The organism is Leucobacter sp. BZR 635 (assembly GCF_048061935.2).
Taxonomy (GTDB): Bacteria; Actinomycetota; Actinomycetes; order Actinomycetales; family Microbacteriaceae; genus Leucobacter.
Genome location: NZ_JBLUNZ020000056.1, coordinates 1 through 24,571, shown reverse-complemented (window position 1 = coordinate 24,571; position 24,571 = coordinate 1). Strand labels below are relative to the sequence as shown.

The window sequence follows — 24,571 nt, the reverse complement described above, 5'->3', positions numbered from 1 at the left end:
TCTCGCGCTCTGGTGAGCGTGCCAAGCGCGAGGCGCGCGGCGAACGGGCCCGGCGACCGGCGCCCGGCGAACAGCGCACTGCGGCCCGGCGACCGGGTGCCCCGCGTGCACCCTAACGGCGGGCGTGCGGAGACACATCAGCTCACTGCGCGGCCAAGCACCTCTCCCGGCCAGCCCGCGACCGCGAAGCCTCCGAGCCGGGTATAGCCACAAGACTCATAGAACTTCACCAGATCTCCTGAGCCGCCCGCGTCGCGGTCGACCCGCAGGCTGGGCACGCCCGCGCTTCTCGCGCGCTCTTCGGCGAATTCCATGAGGCTCCGGCCGACACCGCTCGCCTCCACACGGCGGCTCGCAATCAGCATCCTGACGTAGAGCTCCGACCCCAGGGCAGGAGCTACATACTCCATGGCTTCACCGAGCACGAGCGCCCCGATGACTCCGGTTCCCGGCAGCTCTGCAACCCAGGCCTCAGGCAGGGCGCACGCCTCAGTGACCGTGCACTCCTGGTCAATTTGCGCCATTGCGGGGCTGACAGACTGCGGAATGTTGGCGCTTACTGACCAGTAGTTGGGTGAGGCGGCGGCCTGCGGCTACGCGCCCGCCGCTAACGCCCGCGCGAGGATTTGGATCCTCCGCCAAAGCCGCCGGAGTTCCTGCGTGAGTCCCCGCCCTTGCCGCGCCCGCGCGGTGCATCGAAGTCGCCGCGCGGCTCGGGGTTTGCCCGGCCGGCGTTGGGGTTGCCGCGCGACGCGATTCCGCGCATGCCGCGCGCGCCCTTCCCGTCGCCCGGCCGGCCGGCGGTGACGGCGGTCTTCTTGTCGCCCCAGCGGCCGCCCTTGGTCGAGTCGCCGTCGCCGGCTGAGAGCAGCGCGCCGCGCTCGGCGGCCGAGAGCTCACGCAGTTCGCCAACCCGCAGCGTGCCGAGGTTCAGAGGCCCGAACTGGCGGCGCACGAGCTCCTCAACGGGATGCCCGAGCTCGGCCATGAAGCGGCGCACGATGCGGTTCTTTCCCGAGTGGATGGTGAGTTCGACGAGCGAGTGCGTCTTGCTTGAGCCGTTCGGCAGCAGTTTCGCGCGGTCGGCGTGCATCGGCCCGTCCTTGAGTTCGACGCCGTCGAGCATGCGTTGGATCACCGCCGCGGTTACCTCCCCACGCACCTTCGCGATGTACGTCTTTTCGACGCCGAAGCTCGGGTGGGCGAGCTTGTGGGCGAGCTCGCCGTCGTTCGTGAGGATGAGCAGTCCGCTCGTGTCGGTGTCGAGTCGGCCGACGTTGTAGAGCCGATCCTCCACCTGATCGGTGAACTCGCGCAGGTCGGGCCTGCCCTGCTCGTCCTGCATCGTCGAGACGACGCCGACAGGCTTGTTCAGCACGAAGTAGCGCTTCGTCGAGTCGAGCTGCACAACGACACCGTCGACGCGCACCTCGTCAGTGTCAGGGTGCACGCGGGAGCCGAGCTCGCGCTGCTGCTCGCCGTTCACCTGCACGCGGCCGCTCGTGATGAGCGTCTCGCAGGCGCGGCGCGAGGCGACGCCGGCGTTCGCGAGCGCCTTCTGCAGCCTGATCGTGCCTTCTTCTCCGGGCCGCTCGGTGGGCGCGGAGTCGGAGGTCACGGGGCGGTCCCACCCCCACTCGGCCATGTCAATCTCGATGGCCTGTCCGTCAACGGTGAACTCCCCGCCGATGCTGCCGTTGTTGTCGCGGTCGTCGCGGTCGTCGCCGTCGTTAGAGCGATTCATTGTCAAATCCTTCCGATCCATCGTCGAGCAGCGGAGCTACCGACGGAAGTTCACTGATGTCCCCGATGCCGAGATGGCCGAGCAATTGGTCGCTCGTGCCGTAGAGGATCGCTCCCGTTTCACCGTCATGCCCAACCTCTGAGACGAGGCCGCGCGCAAGCAGCGTGCGAACGACTGAGTCGACGTTCACGGCGCGGATCGACGCGATCGCGCCGCGCGATACCGGCTGCCGGTACGCGATGACGGCGAGTGTCTCGAGGGCGGCCTGCGAGAGCTTCGCCGGGGTCTGCTGCTGCACGAAGTCGGCGACGACGGGGTCGAGGCTTTCGCGCACGTAAAACCGGTAGCCGCCGGCGACCTCGCGCAGCTCGAAGCCGCGGGGAGCCCCGCCCGCCGCGGTGCCGTCGTAGTCGGCGACAAGCTCATGCAGCGTCTTGCGCACCTCACGCACCGGGCGGTCACAGGCGGTCGCGAGCGTCATGGCAGAGAGCGGCTCGTCGGCCACGATGAGCAGCGCCTCGAGCTGCTGCGCGAGGGAATGCGCGGATCGCGCCCGGTCGAGCTCCGTGTGGGGAGCCTCCTCGTTCAGCACCTGCTCAGTCAGCACCTGCTCAGTCATAGTCACTTCCTAGCGTGGAGAGTTCTTCGTCGTTCCAGTTTTCGCCCGACCACTGCACGCTGAGTTCGCCGAGGGGCTCCGCCTGCTCGAAGAGCACGGCGTCGCGCCGATAGAGCTCGAGGATCGCGAGAAACCGCGCGACAATGACGCCCTTCTCGGTGACTCCCGCGATGAGTTCCCGGAAGCTCCGTGCGGGCCCGTTCCTCAGCATCGACACGATGATCGCGGCCTGCTCGCGAATCGACACGAGCGGCGCGTGCAGGTGGTCGAGGCCCACGGTCGGGATCTCGCGAGGCGTGAACGCGAGCAGCGCGATGGCCGCGAAGTCCTCAGCTGAGAGCGTCCACACGAGTTCGGGGCCGCGCTCGCGGTACTTGGGTTCGAGTGGCACCTGGCGCGGGTGCCGCGACTCCTCGGCGACGAGCCGCTCACGAAACCACTCGGCCGCCTGCTTAAACGCGCGGTACTGCAGCAGCCTTGCGAACAGCAGGTCTCGGGCCTCGAGGAGCGCGAGATCTTCGGGGTCGACGACCTCGCCCTGCGGCAGCAGGCTCGCGATCTTCATGTCGAGCAGGGTTGCGGCGACAACGAGAAACTCGGAGGCCTGGTCGAGGGCGAGTAGCCCCTTCCCTTCGAGGGTCGCGAGGTACGAGATGAACTCGTCGGTGACAAGTGACAGCGACACCTCGGTGATGTCGAGTTCGTGCTTGCCGATGAGGCTGAGCAGCAGGTCGAACGGGCCGTCGAAACCGCCCGTCGACACCCGAAAGCCCGGGTCACCGCCCGTCGGAGCGGCCTCGGTCTCGAGCGCAGCCATGGCTACCGGGTCAGGCAACCACGCCGCGTTGCACGAGCTCGCGGGCGAGCTTCAGGTATGCCTCGGATGCCGGGTTCGACGGCGCGTACTCAAGCACCGACTGCGCGGCGATCTGCGCGTCGGGGAGCTTCACGGTGCGGCCGATAACGGTGTCGAATACCGAGTCCCCGAAGGTGTCGACGACACGCTCGAGCACCTCGCGCGCGTGCAGCGTGCGCGGGTCGTACATGGTCGCGAGAATACCGTCGAGTTCGAGCGACGGATTGAGCCGGTCGCGGACCTTGTCGATCGTCTCGACGAGCAGCGCAACGCCGCGCAGCGCGAAGTACTCGCACGCGAGCGGGATGAGCACGCCGTGGCTCGCGGTGAGCGCGTTTACGGTGAGCAGCCCGAGCGAGGGCTGGCAGTCGATGAGGATCACGTCGTAGTCATCAGCGATGCGACGAAGCACGCCGCCGAGGATCTGCTCGCGTGCGACCTCACTGACGAGGTGCACCTCGGCAGCAGAGAGGTCGATGTTCGCGGGGATCACGTCAAGGCCAGGGGTGCCGGTCTGCTGCACGGTCTCGCGCGGATCCTTGATCTTGCCGAGCATGAGGTCGTAGATCGTCGGCACGTCGTGCGCGGGAACGCCGAGCCCCGCGGACAGCGCGCCCTGCGGATCGAAGTCGACGGCGAGCACGCGACGCCCGTAGCGCGCGAGTGCGGCGGCCAGGTTGATTGTCGACGTCGTCTTTCCGACGCCGCCCTTCTGGTTGCACATCGCGATGATGCGGGCGGGTCCGTGGCGCTCAAGCATTTTCGGCGCGGGAATCACACGATCCGGGCGCCCTGTCGGCCCCAGCTCGCTCTGCTTCTTCGCCACTTCCGATTCCCTTCCCTCGCTCACACCCCATCATATCGCGGCGCGGGCTGGAGGATCGGCGTGCAGCCGCCAGCACGGCGCGGCGGTGCAGGCAGCGCCGCTACGGGCGACGACCCCGACGGCGCCAATCCTTACAAGAAAAAGAAAGCGACCAGACTCCCCGATCCCCACGGGCAGGCTGGCCACTTCCGGCTTATGGCGGGTGCGTTACGCCCGGCGGCGGGAGCGGTGGCACACCGTGTGCACCTGCGGGCTCCCCAAACACCAAGGCTAGGCAGCGGCTGCGCCGCACAGCGCCGGATCGGGCAAATCCTGCGCGATTTGACGAGCAGCGTGCGCAATTTGACGAGCAGCGCCGGCGCTGCGCTATCGCACGCGGGGCTGGGGCCCAACCGCTCCCGCGCAGCTGCGGCCCGCTACTTCGCGCGCGGGTGCGCGTTCACGAAGTGCTCGCGGAGGGTGTCGGCGGTGACCTGCGTGTATATCTGCGTCGTCGTCACGGAAGAATGTCCGAGCAGCTCCTGTACGGCGCGCACGTCGGCTCCTCCCGCGAGCAGGTGGGTCGCGAAGGAGTGGCGCAGCGTGTGCGGTGAAACCTCGACCGTGAGCTCGGCGGCTTCGGCTGCCGCGCGGATCACGAGCCAGGCGCTCTGGCGCGAGAGCCTCGCCCCGCGAGGGCCGAGGAACAGCGCCGGGCTACCGGATCCGCGGGCCGCAAACTGCGGGCGGGCGCGCACGAGGTAGGCGGCAAGCGCGGAGCCCGCGTAGCGGCCGTAGGGCACGATCCTCGTCTTGCCACCCTTGCCCGTGACGCGCATGAGGCCGCCGTCCCCAAGCGCGCGCTCGGGGTCACCCCACACGTCACCACCAGCGCCGCCGCCAGCAGAACCGCCAGCAGAACCGCCAGCGCCGCCGCCACTGCCCGCGTACAGGTCGTCGAGGTCGATCGCGGTGACCTCGCTCACGCGCGCACCGCTCGCGTACAGCAGTTCGAGCAGCGCCCGGTCGCGCAGCGAAACGGGGTCGTCTCCGCTCACAGCTTCGAGCAGCGCCTGGACGTCCTCGATCGAGATCGCCTTCGGCAGCCGCTGCCCCTTCTTCGGGGTGCGCACCCCGCGTCCGGCGTTGTCGGGCAGCTCGCCCTCGTCGAAAAGGAAGCGGTGCAGGCCCCGCACGGTCGACACCATCCGCGTGATCGATGAGGGCGAGTAGGCGGGCACGGGCGGCCCACCCTCCTCGCTCGCCGCGCGGGTCGCGGTCGCGAGCGCGGCAACGTAGGCGGACAGCGTCTCGGGGGTCACCGCGGTAAGGTCGTCGACGCCCTGCTGCGCGAGCCACTCCCCGTAGCGGGCGAAGTCACGCCGGTAGGCGGCCATGCTGTTGTCGGACAGGCCGCGCTCGATGCTCAGGTGCCTGAGGTACTTCCCGATTGCGGCATCCGGCTGCATCGCTACTTCGATCGTTCGCCGCGCACCGTGTCGCGCGCGGTCCAGGCGAGATGAGGATCGCGGAGCGTCGCCCAGCCCCTCCCCTTGGCTGCCGCCGCGGCGAGCACTGCCGCGGCGGCGATACTGTTCGCGATCCTGCCCTCGAGGACCGCGGTGACCGCGTCGTCGAGCGGAATCCACGTCGGCACGAGTTCGGCTTCCTCGCCCTCGCGCACGAAGTCATGCGTGGCGGGTGCGAGCCCGCGGGCGAGGAATACGCGCACGGCCTCGCTCGATCCGCCGGGGCTGAGGAACAGGTCAAGCAGGAGATCCCACTGTTCAGCGGCGAGGTCGGCTTCCTCGGCGAGCTCTCGCTGCGCGCCGATCAGCCCACTCTCGCCCGGAACGTCCATGAGGCCTGCCGGGATCTCCCAGTCGCGGTGCGCGATCGGGTGCCGGTACTGCTGAATGAGCAGCACGCGATCCTGCTCATCGAGCGCGAGCACGGCGACCGCTCCGGGATGATCCGTGAAGTCGCGCTCAAGCACGGCATCCGCGAACTGTAGCCGGTCGCGCCTAATGTCCCACACATGACCGGCCACGAGCTCACGGCTCTCGAGCACGCGCACATCGTGTGCGGGCTCGTCGGCGAGCATGAGCTCGGGCCTGGTCGTGTGTGTCACGGGTTACTCCCCCGCGGCTTCCTCAACCTCGAACAGGCTGGCAGCCTCGCGCCGCTCGATCGCAGCGCCTGCGAGGCCTGCGAACAGCGGGTGGGGCTTGCCGGGGCGCGAACGCAGCTCGGGGTGCGCCTGGGTGGCGATGTAGTACGGGTGCGCCGTGCGGGGCAGCTCGACGTACTCGACGAGACTGCCGTCGGGGCTCAGGCCCGAGAACGAGAGCCCTGCGGCCGCGATCTCGTCGCGGTAGGCGTTGTTCACCTCGTAGCGGTGACGGTGACGCTCGCTCGCGGTCGTGTCGCCGTACACCTCGGCTGCGAGGGATCCCTCGGCAAGCTTCGCCTCGTACAGGCCCAGACGCATCGTGCCGCCGAGGTCGCCGCCGTCCAAGATGTCGACCTGCTCGGCCATCGTCGCGATGACGGGGACCTTCGTCTCAGGATCGAACTCGGTCGAGGATGCGCCCTCGAGCCCGGCGACGTTGCGCGCGTACTCGATGACCATGCACTGCATGCCGAGGCAGATGCCGAGCGTCGGGATACCGTTCTCGCGTGCGAAGCGGAGCGCGCCAAGCTTGCCTTCGATGCCGCGGATGCCGAAGCCGCCCGGCACGAGAATGCCGTGCAGGTGCGACAGCTGCTCACGGGCACCCTCGGGTGTCTCGCAGGCGTCTGACGGGATCCACTCGATGTTCACCTTGGTGGAGTGTGCGAAGCCGCCGGCCCGCAGTGCCTCGGTGACCGAGAGGTAGGCGTCGGGCAGGTCGATGTACTTGCCGACGAGGCCGATCGTGACCTCACCCTTCGGGTTGTGCACGGCGTCGAGCACGGGCCGCCAGCCGGTCCAGTCGACGTCGGTGACGCGCTCGGTGAGCTGCAGGTGGTCGACGATGGTCTGGTCGAGGCCCTGCGTGTTCAGCAGCTGCGGCAGGTCGTAGATGCTCTTCACGTCGATCGCGTTCACGACGGCGCTCTCTTCAACATCGCACATGAGCGCGATCTTGCGGAGGTTATCGCCGGTGACCGGGCGATCCGAGCGGAGCACGAGTGCGTCCGGCTGGATGCCGATCGAGCGCAGCTGCGCGACCGAGTGCTGCGTCGGCTTCGTCTTCTGCTCGCCCGAGGCACCCATGAAGGGAACCAGCGAGACGTGCACGAAGATCACGTTCTTGCGGCCGAGCTCGTGGCGCACCTGGCGTGCCGCCTCGAGGAACGGCTGCGACTCGATATCGCCAACCGTGCCACCGATCTCGGTGATGATGACGTCGGGCTGCGGCTCCTGCTCGGACTGCAGCCGCATGCGGCGCTTGATCTCGTTCGTGATGTGCGGGATGACCTGCACAGTCGCGCCGAGGTAGTCGCCGCGGCGCTCCTTCTGAATAACCTCAGAATAGATCTGCCCGGTCGTCACGTTCGCGGCCTGCGAGAGGTTGATTCCGAGGAACCGCTCGTAGTGCCCGATATCGAGATCCGTCTCGGCGCCGTCATCGGTCACGAAGACCTCGCCGTGCTCGAACGGGTTCATTGTGCCCGGGTCGACGTTCAGGTAGGGGTCGAGCTTCTGCATGACGACATGCAGGCCGCGTGCGGTAAGAAGATTACCGAGACTCGCGGCTGTCAGCCCCTTGCCGAGTGAGGAAACAACCCCACCGGTCACGAAGATGTGCTTGGTTGTTTTGGTCTGATCCGCGTTTGCTCCCACGGGCTTCGATCCTATCACCTCTGGCGCTGCTTTCGCTGCGCGACTCTAGCGGGCGTCCTGGCGAGGGATCCACACCTGTTTAATAATCATGAGCACCGCGGCCGTGACCGGGATCGCGATGAGCGCACCGAGCAGCCCGAGCAGCGTACCGCCCGCGAGCGCACCGATCACGACGAGCGACCCGGGAACTGAGACAACGCGGTTCATGATGCGCGGCGTCAGCAGGTACGACTCAAGCTGCATGTAGATGAGGTAGTAGATCGCCGCGATGAGCGCGGTGAGCGGCGAGTTGAACAGCGCGATCGCCGTCACGAGCACGGTGGCAAGCACCGAACCGATGAGCGGGATCAGCGCGAGCATGAACACACCGACGGCGACGAGGCCCGCGAACGGGACACCGACGACCGTCATCATGATGAAGCCGAGCGTCGCGTTGACGAGCGCGAGCACGACCATGCCGTTCACGTAGCCACCGACCGACTTCGTCACCTGCTCGGTGATGTCGATGACCTTCGCGCGGCCCGAACGCGGCACCACCGAGTAGAAGCCGCGCTTGATGGTGCGCAGCGAGGAGAGGAAGTACAGCGAGAGGATCAACACGATGAGCGTCGCCGTCAGGCCATTTGCGATGCCGATGCCGGCCTGCCAGACGCCGCCTGCCACCGAGGCCCAGTTCGAGGGCTTCCCGATGAAATCCTGGCCCATCGTGAGCAGCGCGTTGAAGTCAACGAAGTCACCAAAGCGCTCGTTGATGTCCTTGTACCACTGCTCGCTCGTGAGGTTGCGCACGATCTCCGGTGCGCTCGACACGAGCTGTGCAACCTGGTTGCCGATCATCGGGATGACGATCGCGAGGATGCCGCCGATAACGAGAATGAAGCCCGCGAACACAACGCCGATGCCGAGCCCGCGTTTGAGTCCGTGCCGCTCGAGCCAGCGCACCACCGGGTCGAGGCCGAGCGCGATGAAGAGCGCGGCGACCACGTACATGAGGATCGTCGAGAGCTGACCAATCATCTGGCCGAACACGACGGCGACGAGCACGCCGAGCGTCACCGTGAAGCCGAGCGCGAAGGGCTGCTTGACTGCGAATTCACGCTGCCTCTTCTCGCGCGCCTCGTCTTTCGCGTCGAGCGCCGCCTCTTGCGCGTCGCGGTACATCTCGCGCACATCCGCGTCCATGAGTTTTGTGTCAGCGTGGAGCACGAGTTTGTGCTCGTCTGGCTGCGCTTCGACGGGCGCGCTCGACGCTGCTACCTGGGGCTTCTTTCCGAAGCCTATGGACTTGAATATTGCCATGCAGTGAGCGTAGCAGCGGCCAGTGACTTAGGGCGAGGCTTTGGTGGTGCGCTGCGGGCATTGGAATCGCCGCGGGCTACGGCTCGAATCGCTCTGGCGCGCAGCTGCTGGTCAGTTTGCGCCACGAAGCCCTGCCGACACGCCGCCGCGGCGGTCACAACTGACCAGGAGTTGCCGGCGGAGCAGCGAGCGGCGGGCGGCGGGCCCTACTTACCGAGCTCCAAGAGCTCCGCTGCGTGGTCGAGGGCGCTCTCGGAGGTGTCGAGCCCCGAGAGCAGCCGCGCCATCTCAGCGAGCCGCGCGTCGCCCTCGAGCGCGACACAGCTCGACTGGGTGAAGCCGCCGCTTGAGTCCTTCACCACGCGCAGGTGGTTCGTCGCAAACGCGGCGACCTGGGCGAGGTGGGTGACGACAATGACCTGCGATGTCTTCGAGAGTTGTCGCAGCCGCCGCCCGATCTCGATGGCCGCGGCGCCGCCGACGCCTGCGTCGACCTCGTCAAACACGAAGGTCGGCACCGGGTCGGCTCCAGCGAGCACGACCTCGAGCGCGAGCATCACCCGCGAGAGCTCACCGCCCGAGGCGCTCTTCGCGATCGGCCGGGGCGTCGCGCCGGGGTGCGGGGCGAGCAGAAATTGGATCTCGTCTGCGCCGGCGCCACCGGGCGCGTCAAGCGGAGAGACTGTCGCGACGAAGCGGGCGTCGGGTAGCGCGAGCTCGCGCAGTTCAAGGCTCACCGCCTCGCCGAGTCGCTCGGCCGCCGACTCGCGCAGCGCGGTGAGGGCTGCGGCGAGCGCTTGCTCCTGCTCTCGGAGCTCGGTGACGCGTGCTTCAAGGCCCTCGAGGGCCTCATCGTCGCCGTCGAGAGCGAGTAGCTGCGCGGAGGCTGCGTCAGCGTGCGCGAGCACGTCTTCGGTGCTTGCCCCGTAGTAGCGGAACAGGCCGGAGAGCGCCGCGAGTCGGTCGTTTGCGCGGGCGAGCTCGCCCGGGCCCTCCTCGTCGAGGTCGCTCGCGTATGCGGCGAGCTCCTTGGCGGCGTCGGCGATCTGGAAGCTCACGGAGCGCAGTTGTTCGACGATGACGGCGATTCGGGGGTCGAGGCTCGAGACCCGCTCGAGGTCTTGCACGGCGATGTCGACGAGGCCGCCGGCGTCTCGCTGCATCGGATCGTCTGACTCGCTCGCGAGCGCTTCCCCGGCACCGACGGCCGCAGCCCTGAGCCCCTCGACGTTTGCGAGGAGTTCGATGCGTGCGGTGAGCTCGGTCTCTTCGCCTGCGACGGGATCGACCGCGGTGATCTCCTCGAGTTCACCCCGGAGCCTCACTACTTCGGCTGCGCGGGAGTCTCGGGTTTCGGTGAGCGTCTGGAAGCGCTGCTCTGCTTCGGCGCGGGCTGCGTGCGCCTCGCGGTATTCGCGGAGGGTCGCGGCGAGCGCTGCCCCGCCGAACCTGTCGAGGGTGTCACGCTGCGCAGTCTGCGACTTCAGCCTGAGCTGCTCGGACTGCCCGTGTACAGCGAAGAGGCGCTCGGAGAGCCTGCCGAGCGCGCCGACGGGGGCGCTCGTGCCGCCCACTGATGCGCGGCTGCGCCCCTCAGCGGACACGGTGCGGCTCATGATGAGTTCGCCGTCCTCGATTTCGCCGCCGAGCTCGTCGACGATCGCGGCCACGGCTGCGTCGCGGCTGTGCACGATGCCGCTCACGCGTGCCTGCGTCGCGCCGACGCGCACGGCCCCCGCATCGGAGCGCTCACCCATGAGCAGACCGAGGGCGCTGACGACCATGGTCTTACCCGCTCCGGTCTCGCCGGTGATGGCGGTGAAGCCGGGGCCGAGCGGCAGCGTCGAGTCGGCGATGACGCCGAGGTCTTTGATGTGGAGCTCTTCGATCATTCGGCGTCGCCTCCTTCAAGGCCAGGCGCACTGTGGCCGGAGCGATCGCCGTTGCCGTCGCCACCGTCCGGGCCGCTGCCAAGGCCATTGCGCAGGCCGCTACCGAGACCGTTCGCCAGACCAAAGCCGTTGCCGTTCCCGTTGCGTCCGCCGTTCCCGTTGCGGCTGCCGTTGCCGTTGCGGTCTCCGCGCCAGCCGGTGACGGGCAGGTCGAACTTGCGCACGAGGCGCTCGGAGAAGGGGGCCTCGTCGAGGCGCGCGATCCGCACCGTCTCCGGCGACCGGCGCACGGTCACGACGGAACCCGCTGGCAGTTCGGTGCGGCGACGACCGTCGCACCACATCACGCCGGGGCCGATGTTTTCGGGCAGGATCCGCACCGTGAGCTCCGAGTCGGGGCCCGTAACGAGCGGCTTGTTGAAGAGGGCGTGCGCCGCGATCGGCACCATGAGGAGCGCCTGCACAGACGGCCAGACGATGGGCCCGCCCGCGGAGAATGCGTAGGCGGTCGAGCCGGTGGGCGTCGCGAGAACGACGCCGTCGCAGGCGAAGACTGAAACCGGATGGTCGTCGATTCCGACGGCGACCTCGAGCATGCGCCGCCGCTTCTCGACGGTGGCCTCGTTGAGTGCCCAGGTCTCCGCGAGCACTTCGCCGTCGAGCTCGGCGCGCACCTCGAGGGTGAGTCGCTCGTCGACGGTGTAGTTGCCGGCGAGCACCTGTTCGACGGTGAAGCCGAGATCGAAGCTCTCCATCTCGGCGAGGAAGCCGACGTGCCCGAGGTTGACGCCCGCGATCGGGCAGGCCGAGCCGCGCAGCATTTCGGCGGCGCGGAGGATCGTGCCGTCGCCGCCGAGCACGATCGCGGCTTCGAGCTTGTCGAGGGGAACGTCGTCGCTGAGCACGGCGGTGCGCTTCAGGTCGACGTGTGGGGCGAAGGCGGCGTGGTCGTCGGCGCTGAGCACCGGTACGACGCCGGCGGCGAGCAGTGCGTCAACCACGGCGGCGGTCGCCTCGATCGCCTCGGCCCGGTAGGTGTGGGAGACGATGAGCATGCACCGCTCTCCAGTCGAAGCACTCACTCACGGCCTCCTTCTTCGCCCTCGCGAACTGTGGCGCAGACTTCGCGTATGCGCGCTTCCCATTCTCTCGGATCGGCGGGGACGCCGCGCACGAGATGCACGAGAAACTCTCGGTTGCCCTCGCCGCCCGCGATTGGCGACGGTTCGAGGCCGAGCACCCGGAGCTCGTTCGCCGCGGCAGCTGCGAGCACCTTGTCGATCGCGCTGGCCCACTGCGCCGGGTCGGTGACGATCCCGTCGCGCACGCGGCCGACCTCGAACTGCGGTTTGATGAGCAGCGCGAGATCAGCGCCTTCGCCCGTGCAGCGGGTGATTGCGGGGAGGATCAGGGTGAGCGAGATGAACGACAGGTCTGCGACGACGAGCGTCGGGCGTTCGTCGACTCCGGTGAGCCTGGCCAAGACCTCGGCGTCGAGCGCTCGGGCGTTGCAGCCCTCGACAACGCGCACACGGTCGTCCGCGCGCAGCTCGGGGGCGAGTTGGTCGTGGCCGACGTCGACCGCGAGCACTTCGCGCGCGCCGCGTTCGAGCAGCACCTGGGTGAAGCCCCCGGTGGAGGCCCCCAGGTCGAGCGCGAGCCTGCCGCCAGGGTCGATGCCGAAGCGGTCGAGGGCAGCGAGGAGTTTGTGGGCACCGCGGCTCACGTAGTGGTCGTCGCCGCGCACGGTCACGAGGGATCCCTCGCGCACGCGAGCGCCGGGCTTGCCCGCGGGGTTGCCGTCGATGTCGACGCTGCCTGCGGCGATAAGTTCGGCCGCGCGGCTGCGTGAGCGCACGAGGCCGAGTTCGACAAGGGCGCGGTCGAGACGTTCAGCGGCCCCGGCCCAGTGATCTGCAACCTGCACCGGGCTATACCCCGTCCTGATCACTGCGCTGGAGCTCTTGGAGGAGCTCGTCGTGGAGCTGTTCAAAGCCACGGGCGCGCTGGTCGAGCGGCTGCGATTCGATAAGTCCGAGCTTGTCGAGCAGGCCGTCGCTTCCGCCGAGTTCTGGGGCTGGCTCACGCGACTGCTCTGCGTGGGGCGTCTGCCCGTTTTCTGCGTCGCGTTCCATGCCCCAAGCTTAGCCGCAGGCCTCTGACACCCGCCAGAATCTGCATGTTCGATTGGTCGAACTTGATTGTGCGGCTTTCCGTACTTACTATGGTCGCATGACCTCCCCCAGCGTGAAGACGCGCCCGGAACGCAGACTCCTCCACCTCCTTGGTCCCGCGTTCGTTGCTGCAATCGCCTACGTCGACCCTGGCAATGTTGCGGCGAACCTGTCGGCGGGAGCAAAGTACGGCTACACGCTGCTCTGGGTGCTTGTCGCAGCCAACGCTATGGCGGTCATCGTGCAGTACCTGTCGGCGAAGCTCGGGCTGGTCACGGGCAAGAGCCTGCCGCAGCTGCTCGGCGAGCGTCTGCGCCCGAGAAACCGCAGGCTGTACTGGGCACAGGCCGAGATCGTCGCGGCGGCAACCGACCTCGCCGAGGTGATTGGTGGGGCGATTGCGCTGTACATCTTGTTCGGAGTGCCGCTGCTCGCGGGAGGCGTCATCGTGGGGCTGGTATCGCTGCTGATCCTCATGCTGCAGGGCAAGTATCAGCGCCGGTTCGAGGCGGTGATTATGGCGATGCTGCTCATCATCACGATCGGTTTCGTGGGCGGCCTGTTCGTGAGCGAGCTCGATCTGGGGGCTATGTTCGCGGGTCTGGTTCCCCGTTTCGTTGACACGCAGTCGGTGCTGCTGGCGGCAAGCATGCTGGGGGCGACGGTGATGCCGCACGCCATCTATCTCCACTCCTCGCTCGCACGGGATCGGCACGGCCACACCCCCGAAGACCACGTTGATGGCCGGGCGCAGCGCATCCGGCATCTGCTCCGCGCAACGAAGCTCGACGTCGTGCTCGCGCTCGTCGTCGCCGGAGGGGTGAACATTGCGATGCTGCTGCTCGCCGCCGCGTCGTTGCCCGGGATCGACGGGACAGACACCATCGAGGGTGCCGCCGCGGCGATCACTACGCACGTCGGCCCGGTTGTCGGCCTGCTGTTCGCGATCGGTCTGCTCGTCTCTGGCCTCGCCTCAACCTCGGTCGGCGCGTACGCGGGCGCGGAGATCATGGCGGGGTTGCTGAAGGTGCGGGTGTCGATCCTCACCCGGCGGGTCATCACTATTCTCCCGGCGCTGATTCTGCTCGGTTTCAACATCGACCCGACATGGGCGCTCGTGCTCAGCCAGGTGGTGTTGTCGTTCGGGATCCCGTTCGCGCTCATTCCGCTCATCAATCTCACCGGCAGGGCGGATGTGATGGGTGAGTTCACGAACGGAAAACCGCTCCGCTATGTCGCGCTCTTCGTGGTGTTGGCGATCGTTGCGCTGAACCTCTGGCTCATCTTCTCAACCATCGTCTGGGGCGCGTAGCAGCGCCCGTCTCGCGGCGGGCGAGCGCCTAGCGATCGACCTTCAGGATCTCGCCTGAGCGGGCGTCGACTCGCACGTCAGCATCGCCGGTCCCGGTGGTGATCTGCACCTCGTAGGTCAGCTGGCCGTTCTCGTCGTCGATCTCCCACTCGGTGACCGGGCCGGCCTCGGCAGCGACGGCCGCGGCCATCGCAGCGGCGGGGTCGATGAGTTCGTCGGGCTTGATGATCCCGAGCCGCTTCTCGGCGATATCGGAAGCCGATTCCTTCTCCGCCTGCTGCTCGACCAGCTCACCGGTGTCGGCGTTGAAACGCACCTCAAAGCTCTCGGTGTCGTTCACCAACTCGACGGTGTAGGCGAAGCCGGAGCGCTTCCACTCGAGCGCGAGCGACACCGGGTCGCCGGCGAACTGCTCGGCCGCCGCGTCGAGTGCGTCAGTCCAGCTCATCTCGAATGTCGCGCCCGCGAGGTCAGTGCCCTGTGGCGTGCCCTGCCCGGAGCCCGTGCCGCCCTGATCGCCGGGAGCGGGATCAGCCGGTTGCTGCGTATCGGCCGGCGGAACCGGCTTCACCACCGAGCAGCCGGTGAGGAGCAGCGCACTGCCGATGGCCGCTGCTGCCGCGATTCGTCGTGCGCTCTTACTCATGGCATCTCCTCGTTTGTTGCCTAGAGACTACAGAGCGAAACACAAAGCAGGCTTAGCGCCAGTGATCCTCCAGGAGAATCTCGGGCACCTTCAAGCCGTAGATCGCGAGCCCCGAGGCCCAGATCGCGGCGCAGCCCGCGCGCAACAGCTCCATTGGGGTGTCACCCTCGGCGGCCACGCTCACGATGTGCCCGTCCATGCGCACCTTCGCTGCTCCAACTCGCACAGTGCCGTCGCGAAGCGTCTCCGCCCGCTGGTAGGGCTCGTGGAGTTCAGCGAGGGAGGCAACCGTGTACGTGGGCTGCATCTCGGCAGAGGCGGCGATGAGCTGCTTCGGTCGATCCACCCCGGTGAGCACGAACAGCGAGGGGATCCCGGCCGCAACCGCGCCCTTGATGTCGGTGTCGAGTCGGTCACCGAGCATCAGCGCGTTACGCGAACCGAAACGCTCAAACGAGGCCTCGAAGATCGGCGTCTCGGGTTTACCAGCGAAGTCGGGCAGCCGCTGAACCGCGGTGTGCACGGCGGACACGAGCGTTCCGTTGCCTGGCGCGATGCCGCGAGCGCGCGGGATCGTCCAGTCAGTGTTCGTCGCGATCCACGGCAGGAGTGGCCGGCCCGGCTCCTCCTGGAGCGCGTACGCGGCCTCCGCGAGCTGCTCCCAGCCCACGTCTTGGGCAAAGCCCTGCACGACCGCGACCGGGTTGTCGTCGGCGCTGCGCGTCCACTCGAAGCCGGCCTTCTCGAGCTCGTGCGTGAGCCCCTCGCCGCCGACCACGAGCACTCGGGAGCCCGGGGGCACCACCTCGCGCAGCAGCGCTACCGCTGCCTGCGGCGAGGTGATGACATCCTCAGTCGCGGCACGCAGGCCGAGCGAGGTGAGATGGGCTGCAACGGTCGCGTCGGTGCGCGCGGCATTGTTCGTGACATAGCCCACGCGCACCCGTTCGGCGGCGAGATTCAGTGCATCGACCGCTCCCGCGATCGCGCCCTCGCCCCGGTAGATCACCCCGTCGAGGTCGGTGAGCAGCAGCTCACGCCCCTCGATGGGGGCCGGGTCGAACTTCTCACGCCTACCGAACAGCGCCATCAAGCTACTCCTTGTCGTCCTGCCCGGTCTCGGGCGTCTCTGCTTCTGCGGACTCCGCCTCGACGTACGCATCGAGGTACGCGTCGGCTTCGTCGGTCTCGTCGGCTTCGTCGGTCTCGTCGGCTTCGTCGGTCTCGTCGGCAGCGTCAGTGTCGTCGGCTGCTGCGGTGTCGTCGGCTGCTGCGGGAAGCTCTGCTGCCTCAGTTTCGGCCGCTGCCTCAGTGTCAGTATCCGCTGCGGCTTCGGAGCCGGCAGCACCAGCATCAGCATCAGCATCAGCATCAGCATCAGCATCAGCATCAGCCTGATGAGCCTCGGAGAACTCGTCGTACTCGTCCGCGTAGCGATCGGCTTCCGAGAGCTCCTCCTCGTGGAGATCCTCGTGCTCGAGAATCTCGATAACCTCGAGCTCGTCGAGTCCACCGAAGTGTTCCTCGAGCGCGGCCTGCGCGCGATCCGCGTGAGCGAACCACTCGGCGGCTTCGGAGTCACGGCCGAGATCCTCAAGCACGGTCGCGTATGCGCCGAACAGCTCGGGGCTCCAGGAGAAGCCGGTCTTCGGGTCCAGCTCAGGGATCTCGAGTTCGAACAGCGCCTGCTGGGTCTGACCGAGGTCGAGGCGCGCGCCCGACATCGCGATGGCCAGGCGGACACGGTCCGGCGTTTCGAGCGTCGACACGTCGACCTCGAGACCCGTCTCGATCGCCTTCTCGGGGCGGCCGAGACCGCGCTCCGAGTCCACCATGATCGCCAGGTGAGAGTCCCGCCCGCTCAGACGGCGGAAGGTACGCAGCTCGCGAATCGCGAGCGCGAAATCACCGGTGCGGTACGCGGTCATCGCGAGCGTCTCGCGCGTCACCGGAATCCGGCCCGCGCGGCGGCTCGCCGAGATCGCGTGCTGGTGCGCAAGCTCGGGATCGTCCTCAATCAGCTCGGCAACCATCGCGAGGTGCAGCGAGACACGCTCCTGCACCTCGGGCTGGAGCGTCTTCAGCTCGTTACGGGCCGAGGGATGCAGGTCGCTCGGCTGAATGTGCTCCGCGATGATCGGGTCGTCGTGCTCACTGCGTACGGGACGCAGCGAGTGCTGCAGCCGCTCCTCCTCAGTGAACTCGCGCTCCTGGCCACCGCGGTCGCTGCGGCCGCCGCCACGGGTTCCGCCACGGCCGCGGGAGTCAGTGTCCTGACGGTACCCGCGGTCGTCGCGGTCACCGCGAAAAGGGGGACGGCCACCACCTGTCTCACGGTCGCCGCGGTACGGCGGCCGGTCGCCCGAGGGGCGGTCGCCGCGGTAGGGCGCACGGTCGCCACCCGAACGGCGGTCGTCGCGTCCGCCACGATCGTCACGGAACGGCTTCCGGTCTCCACCGCCCTGTCGATCGCCACGGTATGGGGCGCGATCCCCGCCGCCCTGGCGGTCGTTACGGTCGCCGCCGCGGAACGGGGCACGGTCGCCACCCGGGCGCTCGCTCCGATCACCGCGGTACGGAGCACGGTCGCGATCGTTCCGGTCGTAACCACCTGAGCGGGGCTTATCGCCGCCCTGGAAACGGTCGTTGCGATCGCCACCACGGTACGGGGCGCGATCGCCACCACCCTGGCGGTCGTCACGGAACGGCTTACGGTCACGATCGCCGCCACGGAACGGGGCACGATCCCCGCCGCCCTGGCGGTCATCGCGGAACGGCTTACGGTCGCGATCGTTCCGGTCGTAACCACCTGAGCGGGGCTTGTCGCCGCCCTGGAATCGATCGTTCCGATCGCCACCACGGTAGGGGGCACGGTCGCCCGCGGGACGCTCGCTGCGATCACCGCGGTACGGGGCGCGGTCGCCACCGCCCTGACGGTCGTCACGGAACGGCTTGCGATCGCGGTCGCCGCCACGGAACGGGGCACGATCCCCGCCGCCCTGGCGGTCGTTGCGGTCGCCACCGCGGAACGGGGCACGGTCGCCACCTGGGCGCTCGCTCCGATCACCGCGGTACGGAGCACGGTCGCCGCCTGCTGGACGGTCACCGCGGAATGGACGCTGCTCGTCGCGGCCGCCACGGTCGTCGCGGAACGGCTTGCGGTCGCGGTCGTTCCGGTCGTAGCCACCGCTGCGGGGCTTGTCGCCGCCCTGGAAACGATCGTTCCGATCGCCACCACGGTACGGGGCGCGATCACCGCCGCCCTGGCGGTCGTCGCGGAACGGCTTGCGGTCGCGATCGTTCCGGTCGTAACCACCTGAGCGGGGCTTGTCGCCGCCCTGGAAACGATCGTTCCGATCGCCACCACGGTACGGAGCACGGTCGCCCCCGGTGCGCTCGCTGCGATCACCGCGGAACGGGGCGCGATCCCCACCCGATTGGCGATCTCCGCGGTAGGGAGCACGCTCTCCGCCTGCGGGTCGGTCGCCACGGTACGGGCGCTCTGCACCGCGTGCACCGCGGTCATCGCGGAACGGCTTGCGATCGCTGCGCTCCGACCGCTCGTTGCGGTCATTGCGGTCATTGCGGGGTGCGCGGTCGTATCCACCGCTGCGGGGGCGATCACCATCAGAACGGCGGGGTCGCCCGGTATCCTCGGGTCGGTCCTTACGGTCGTTCATATGGTGCTCCCTATGTGGTTGTTGTCTCTGAGAGACAGTACTTCTTAGTGTACAAAATGAAAAAAGGGGCTGCTCAGACGAACTGACCAAACATGGTCGAATTCATCTGAACAACCCCTTATAAAAGTTGTTCGGCGGTGTCCTACTCTCCCACGAGGTCCCCCTCGCAGTACCATCGGCGCTGTCAGCCTTAGCTTCCGGGTTCGGAATGTGACCGGGCGTTTCCCTGACGCTATAACCACCGAAACTCTATTGACATAACCCAACCCACCTATCAAACACGCCACACAGGGTGTCAGGGGTTGTGGCCGTACGTCAAGAACCACAAAGTAGACGCGAACATCGTTACAACACTTCACTCATGCCCCACCCAAACAGGGAGGGAAAAAATCAAGTCATCGGCTTATTAGTACCAGTCAGCTCCACACGTTACCGCGCTTCCACATCTGGCCTATCAACCCAGTAATCTACTGGGAGCCTCACAGGGTTAAACCCTACGGAAATCTCATCTTGAGGCCGGCTTCCCGCTTAGATGCTTTCAGCGGTTATCCATCCCGAACGTAGCCAACCAGCCATGCCCTTGGCAGAACAACTGGCACACCAGAGGTTCGTCCAACCCGGTCCTCTCGTACTAGGGTCAGATCCTCTCAAATTTCCAACGCGCGCAGAGGATAGGGACCGAACTGTCTCACGACGTTCTAAACCCAGCTCGCGTACCGCTTTAATGGGCGAACAGCCCAACCCTTGGGACCGACTCCAGCCCCAGGATGCGACGAGCCGACATCGAGGTGCCAAACCATGCCGTCGATATGGACTCTTGGGCAAGATCAGCCTGTTATCCCCGAGGTACCTTTTATCCGTTGAGCGACAGCGCTTCCACAAGCCACTGCCGGATCACTAGTCCCGACTTTCGTCCCTGCTCGACCTGTCAGTCTCACAGTCAAGCTCCCTTGTGCACTTACACTCGCCACCTGATTGCCAACCAGGTTGAGGGAACCTTTGGGCGCCTCCGTTACTTTTTAGGAGGCAACCGCCCCAGTTAAACTACCCACCAGGCACTGTCCGAAAACCCGATCAGGGTTCGTCGTTAGATATCCAATATGACCAGAGTGGTATTTCAACAATGACTCCACCAACACTAGCGTGCCAGCTTCACAGTCTCCCACCTATCCTACACAAGCCACACCGAACACCAATACCAAGCTGTAGTAAAGGTCACGGGGTCTTTCCGTCCTTCTGCGCGTAACGAGCATCTTTACTCGTACTGCAATTTCGCCGAGTTTATGGTGGAGACAGCTGGGGAATCGTTACGCCATTCGTGCAGGTCGGAACTTACCCGACAAGGAATTTCGCTACCTTAGGATGGTTATAGTTACCACCGCCGTTTACTGGGGCTTAAATTCACAGCTTCGCGTCCGAAGACACTAACCGCTCCTCTTAACCTTCCAGCACCGGGCAGGCGTCAGTCCGTATACGTCCACTTGCGTGTTAGCACGGACCTGTGTTTTTAGTAAACAGTCGTTCCCCACTGGTCTCTGCGGCCACCACACCCTTTCGGAGTAAATCCTAATAGGCGGATGGCCCCCCTTCTCCCGAAGTTACGGGGGCATTTTGCCGAGTTCCTTCACCATAATTATCTCGAGCTCCTTAGTATTCTCTACCTGACCACCTGTGTCGGTTTGGGGTACGGGCAACTAGCAACCTCACGTCGATGCTTTTCTTGGCAGCATAGGATCAATGACTTCCCCATACGGGTCCCCATCGCATCTCACCCTTCAACGAGTCGCGGATTTGCCAACGACTCGGGCTACATGCTTAGCCCGGGACAACCATCGCCCGGGATCATCTACCTTCCTGCGTCACACCTCACGCTCACCACCACAGTTCGGGTTCGCAGCCGCCACCCCACATCACCCGAAGGATCCGTAAAGCTTTGGTTTGCTTAGCACTACTGCTTAGGTCTTGAACGGTTACTAATCGGTACGGGAATATCAACCCGTTGTCCATCGACTACGCCTGTCGGCCTCGCCTTAGGTCCCGACTTACCCAGGGAAGATTAGCTTGACCCTGGAACCCTTGGTCTTCCGGAGGACGGGTTTCTCACCCGTCTTTCGCTACTCATGCCTGCATTCTCACTCGTGTGGCATCCACGGCTGGTTCACACCGCCGCTTCACTCGCCACACGACGCTCTCCTACCCATCCATACGGCTGGACCACGAAGGCCTACCTGTTATATGAATGCCACAACTTCGGTGGCGTGCTTGAGCCCCGTTACATTGTCGGCGCGGAATCACTTGACCAGTGAGCTATTACGCACTCTTTCAAGGGTGGCTGCTTCTAAGCCAACCTCCTGGTTGTCACAGCAACTCCACATCCTTTTCCACTTAGCACGCGCTTTGGGACCTTAGATGGTGATCTGGGTTGTTTCCCTCTCGACTATGAAGCTTATCCCCCACAGTCTCACTGCTGCGCTCTCACTTACCGGCATTCGGAGTTTAGCTGACGTCAGTAACCTTGTAGGGCCCATCGGCCATCCAGTAGCTCTACCTCCGGCAAGAAACACGCAACGCTGCACCTAAATGCATTTCGGAGAGAACCAGCTATCACGAAGTTTGATTGGCCTTTCACCCCTATCCACAGCTCATCCCCTCAGTTTTCAACCTAAGTGGGTTCGGCCCTCCACGCGCTCTTACACGCGCTTCAGCCTGGCCATGGATAGATCACTTCGCTTCGGGTCTAGGACATGCGACTGAATCGCCCTATTCAGACTCGCTTTCGCTACGGCTTCCCCACACGGGTTAACCTCGCCACATATCGCTAACTCGCAGGCTCATTCTTCAAAAGGCACGCTGTCACAGCTACAAGGCTGCTCCAACGGATTGTAAGCAAACGGTTTCAGGTACTATTTCACTCCCCTCCCGGGGTACTTTTCACCTTTCCCTCACGGTACTAGTCCGCTATCGGTCATCTGGGAGTATTTAGGCTTATCAGGTGGTCCTGACAGATTCACACGGGATTTCTCGGGCCCCGTGCTACTTGGGATACGCCACACGCAGCCAGGTCATTTCGGGTACGGGACTCTCACCCACTCCGGTCCGCCGTTCCAAGCGGTTCCCCTATAACCTGATCATTCACGTCGAAAGCTCAGCAGCGCTTTCAGTCACGTCCCACAACCCCGATGATGCAACCCCTGCCAGGTATCACACACCACCGGTTTAGCCTCTTCCGGGTTCGCTCGCCACTACTACCGGAATCACATGTTGTTTTCTCTTCCTGTGGGTACTGAGATGTTTCACTTCCCCACGTTCCCTCTACCCGCCCTATATATTCAGGCGGGAGTCACCAGCTACGCATGCGTGCTGGCGGGGTTTCCCCATTCGGAAATCCTCGAATCAAGGCCCGTTTATCGGCTCCCCGAGGCTTATCGCAGATTACTACGTCCTTCTTCGGCTCCAGATGCCAAGGCATCCACCGTTTGCTCTTCGAAACTTGAAATTACATAAGTAAATTATTTAGAAACGCATCACCAACCCCGAAAGGTCAATGACACGAACCAATGAGACACACACCCACCAACCCAAAGGCTGATCAAGTGCGTGTATCGAAGATGCTCGCGTCCACTGTGTAGTTCTCAACGTACGGTCAATCCCACCCATCTAGACAACACGTTCTAGACACGCGGGCTGAAGAAACACAGACACCACAATCACGTTCCCGCAATCAGGTGGTCTGGGTCTCCAGGACCCAACAGTATGCACTCAAAGAAACCACAACACAACTGCCCGAACCGTTCCAACCACTCGAAAGCGGCGTACTACGTCCAAACACTCGCACTATGATCTACGTCATCAAATGTTCCACCCATGAGCTAACCAGCGAAACACATTCGGTCTCGATCTGGCGCCTGGACACTCCATTGCTGGGTGCCAGATGCTCCTTAGAAAGGAGGTGATCCAGCCGCACCTTCCGGTACGGCTACCTTGTTACGACTTAGTCCTAATCACCAGTCCCACCTTCGACGGCTCCCTCCACAAGGGTTAGGCCACCGGCTTCGGGTGTTACCGACTTTCATGACTTGACGGGCGGTGTGTACAAGGCCCGGGAACGTATTCACCGCAGCGTTGCTGATCTGCGATTACTAGCGACTCCGACTTCATGGGGTCGAGTTGCAGACCCCAATCCGAACTGAGACCGACTTTTTGGGATTCGCTCCACCTCGCGGTATCGCAGCCCTTTGTATCGGCCATTGTAGCATGCGTGAAGCCCAAGACATAAGGGGCATGATGATTTGACGTCATCCCCACCTTCCTCCGTGTTGACCACGGCAGTATCCCATGAGTTCCCACCATTACGTGCTGGCAACATAGGACGAGGGTTGCGCTCGTTGCCGGACTTAACCGAACATCTCACGACACGAGCTGACGACAACCATGCACCACCTGTAACCGAGTGTCCAAAGAGTTCTGTATCTCTACAGCGTTCTCGGTTATGTCAAGCCTTGGTAAGGTTCTTCGCGTTGCATCGAATTAATCCGCATGCTCCGCCGCTTGTGCGGGCCCCCGTCAATTCCTTTGAGTTTTAGCCTTGCGGCCGTACTCCCCAGGCGGGGAACTTAATGCGTTAGCTACGACACAGAACCCGTGGAACAGGCCCTACATCTAGTTCCCAACGTTTACGGCATGGACTACCAGGGTATCTAATCCTGTTCGCTCCCCATGCTTTCGCTCCTCAGCGTCAGTAGCGGCCCAGAGATCTGCCTTCGCCATCGGTGTTCCTCCTGATATCTGCGCATTCCACCGCTACACCAGGAATTCCAATCTCCCCTACCGCACTCTAGCTTGCCCGTACCCACTGCAGGCCCGGGGTTGAGCCCCGGGATTTCACAGCAGACGCGACAAGCCGCCTACGAGCTCTTTACGCCCAATAATTCCGGACAACGCTTGCACCCTACGTATTACCGCGGCTGCTGGCACGTAGTTAGCCGGTGCTTTTTCTGCAGGTACCGTCACTTTCGCTTCTTCCCTACTAAAAGAGGTTTACAACCCGAAGGCCGTCATCCCTCACGCGGCGTTGCTGCATCAGGCTTGCGCCCATTGTGCAATATTCCCCACTGCTGCCTCCCGTAGGAGTCTGGGCCGTGTCTCAGTCCCAGTGTGGCCGGTCACCCTCTCAGGCCGGCTACCCGTCGTCGCCATGGTGAGCCATTACCTCACCATCTAGCTGATAGGCCGCGAGTCCATCCAGAACCGATAAATCTTTCCACCTACACACCATGCGGTGATAGGTCGTATCCAGTATTAGACACCGTTTCCAGTGCTTATCCCAGAGTTCAGGGCAGGTTACTCACGTGTTACTCACCCGTTCGCCACTCTTCCACCCAGCAAGCTGGGCTTCATCGTTCGACTTGCATGTGTTAAGCACGCCGCCAGCGTTCGTCCTGAGCCAGGATCAAACTCTCCGTAAAAAATTACATGCCCACCAACACCGCGGAATAAGCCGTGTAAGCGAGCGAGTTTAACCTGACAACAGAAACTCATCAATACTGACGAAATTTCGTTTGTTATCCAAAAAAGGAATCTCCAACACCAAACCAAAAGGCCTGATGCCGGGGATAATAAATTGGCATTTGACAATTTAAGTGCACACTATTGAGTTCTCAAGAACCAGACACCCACCGTACCGGCCTCAACCAAGAGACCCTCCGAAGAGCAACT

16 protein-coding genes, 3 rRNA genes and 1 pseudogene are annotated in these 24,571 nt (G+C 64.9%); 1 reads left to right on the top strand and 19 read right to left on the bottom strand.

The annotated features are described in order from the left end of the window. Window positions 1-137: 137 nt before the first annotated feature. The 13 genes and pseudogenes from ACI1US_RS11580 to ACI1US_RS11520 all read right to left on the bottom strand — a co-directional run bounded on the left by ACI1US_RS11580 (window position 138) and on the right by ACI1US_RS11520 (window position 13,179). Window positions 138-524: a GNAT family N-acetyltransferase gene (locus tag ACI1US_RS11580; protein WP_461640580.1), complete on the bottom strand. Its 387-nt coding sequence runs from the start codon at window positions 522-524 to the stop codon at window positions 138-140. Window positions 525-844: 320 nt separating this feature from the next. Next, window positions 845-1,645: pseudogene (locus ACI1US_RS11575) on the bottom strand (pseudouridine synthase); the annotation flags it as partial. Between the two features lie 85 nt (window positions 1,646-1,730). Next, window positions 1,731-2,363: an SMC-Scp complex subunit ScpB gene (gene scpB, locus ACI1US_RS11570; RefSeq protein ID WP_416550140.1), complete on the bottom strand. Its 633-nt coding sequence runs from the start codon at window positions 2,361-2,363 to the stop codon at window positions 1,731-1,733. Next, on the bottom strand, window positions 2,356-3,180 hold the full coding sequence (locus ACI1US_RS11565; RefSeq protein ID WP_416550141.1) for a segregation and condensation protein A: 825 nt from the start codon (window positions 3,178-3,180) through the stop codon (window positions 2,356-2,358). The genes scpB and ACI1US_RS11565 overlap by 8 nt, the downstream gene beginning before the upstream one ends. A gap of 10 nt (window positions 3,181-3,190) precedes the next feature. Beyond that, window positions 3,191-4,045: a ParA family protein gene (locus tag ACI1US_RS11560; protein WP_416550139.1), complete on the bottom strand. Its 855-nt coding sequence runs from the start codon at window positions 4,043-4,045 to the stop codon at window positions 3,191-3,193. 416 nt (window positions 4,046-4,461) lie between these two features. After that, a complete protein-coding gene (locus tag ACI1US_RS11555) occupies window positions 4,462-5,493 on the bottom strand; it encodes a site-specific tyrosine recombinase XerD (RefSeq protein WP_416550137.1) in 1,032 nt (343 codons plus the stop codon). Between the two features lie 2 nt (window positions 5,494-5,495). Next, on the bottom strand, window positions 5,496-6,128 hold the full coding sequence (locus ACI1US_RS11550) for an NUDIX domain-containing protein (protein ID WP_416550138.1): 633 nt from the start codon (window positions 6,126-6,128) through the stop codon (window positions 5,496-5,498). Window positions 6,129-6,158: 30 nt separating this feature from the next. Next, window positions 6,159-7,853: a CTP synthase gene (locus ACI1US_RS11545; protein WP_416550136.1), complete on the bottom strand. Its 1,695-nt coding sequence runs from the start codon at window positions 7,851-7,853 to the stop codon at window positions 6,159-6,161. Window positions 7,854-7,898: 45 nt separating this feature from the next. Then, on the bottom strand, window positions 7,899-9,152 hold the full coding sequence (locus ACI1US_RS11540) for an AI-2E family transporter (RefSeq protein WP_416550135.1): 1,254 nt from the start codon (window positions 9,150-9,152) through the stop codon (window positions 7,899-7,901). 206 nt (window positions 9,153-9,358) lie between these two features. Then, window positions 9,359-11,044 (bottom strand): DNA repair protein RecN, encoded by a 1,686-nt coding sequence (gene recN, locus ACI1US_RS11535; RefSeq protein WP_416550134.1) that lies wholly within the window; start codon window positions 11,042-11,044, stop codon window positions 9,359-9,361. Beyond that, complete coding sequence (locus ACI1US_RS11530) at window positions 11,041-12,126, bottom strand: NAD kinase (protein ID WP_416550133.1); 1,086 nt, start codon at window positions 12,124-12,126, stop codon at window positions 11,041-11,043. The genes recN and ACI1US_RS11530 overlap by 4 nt, the downstream gene beginning before the upstream one ends. Further along, window positions 12,123-12,971: a TlyA family RNA methyltransferase gene (locus ACI1US_RS11525; RefSeq protein ID WP_416550132.1), complete on the bottom strand. Its 849-nt coding sequence runs from the start codon at window positions 12,969-12,971 to the stop codon at window positions 12,123-12,125. The genes ACI1US_RS11530 and ACI1US_RS11525 overlap by 4 nt, the downstream gene beginning before the upstream one ends. 4 nt (window positions 12,972-12,975) lie before the next feature. Beyond that, window positions 12,976-13,179 carry a hypothetical protein gene (locus tag ACI1US_RS11520; RefSeq protein WP_461640574.1) on the bottom strand — a complete coding sequence of 68 codons (204 nt, stop codon included), beginning with the start codon at window positions 13,177-13,179 and terminating at the stop codon, window positions 12,976-12,978. Between the two features lie 97 nt (window positions 13,180-13,276). Here ACI1US_RS11520 and ACI1US_RS11515 point away from each other — a divergent pair, with 97 nt between their 5' ends. Beyond that, window positions 13,277-14,530, top strand: coding sequence for an Nramp family divalent metal transporter (locus tag ACI1US_RS11515; protein ID WP_461640572.1), 1,254 nt, complete (start codon window positions 13,277-13,279; stop codon window positions 14,528-14,530). A 28-nt stretch (window positions 14,531-14,558) separates the two neighbouring features. Here the strand turns inward: ACI1US_RS11515 and ACI1US_RS11510 are convergent, their stop codons facing one another. The 6 genes from ACI1US_RS11510 to ACI1US_RS11485 form a co-directional block, all read right to left on the bottom strand. Next, window positions 14,559-15,176 (bottom strand): PepSY domain-containing protein, encoded by a 618-nt coding sequence (locus tag ACI1US_RS11510; protein WP_461640570.1) that lies wholly within the window; start codon window positions 15,174-15,176, stop codon window positions 14,559-14,561. A gap of 52 nt (window positions 15,177-15,228) precedes the next feature. Continuing rightward, a complete protein-coding gene (locus ACI1US_RS11505; RefSeq protein WP_461640569.1) occupies window positions 15,229-16,266 on the bottom strand; it encodes an HAD-IIA family hydrolase in 1,038 nt (345 codons plus the stop codon). A gap of 4 nt (window positions 16,267-16,270) precedes the next feature. After that, a complete protein-coding gene (locus tag ACI1US_RS11500) occupies window positions 16,271-18,856 on the bottom strand; it encodes a tetratricopeptide repeat protein (protein ID WP_461640568.1) in 2,586 nt (861 codons plus the stop codon). Window positions 18,857-18,985: 129 nt separating this feature from the next. Beyond that, window positions 18,986-19,102 (bottom strand): 5S ribosomal RNA (rrf, locus tag ACI1US_RS11495). Window positions 19,103-19,242: 140 nt separating this feature from the next. Beyond that, a 23S ribosomal RNA gene (locus tag ACI1US_RS11490) occupies window positions 19,243-22,352 on the bottom strand. Between the two features lie 446 nt (window positions 22,353-22,798). Beyond that, a 16S ribosomal RNA gene (locus tag ACI1US_RS11485) occupies window positions 22,799-24,321 on the bottom strand. The 16S, 23S and 5S rRNA genes sit together here, the layout of an rRNA operon. Window positions 24,322-24,571 lie beyond the last annotated feature (250 nt).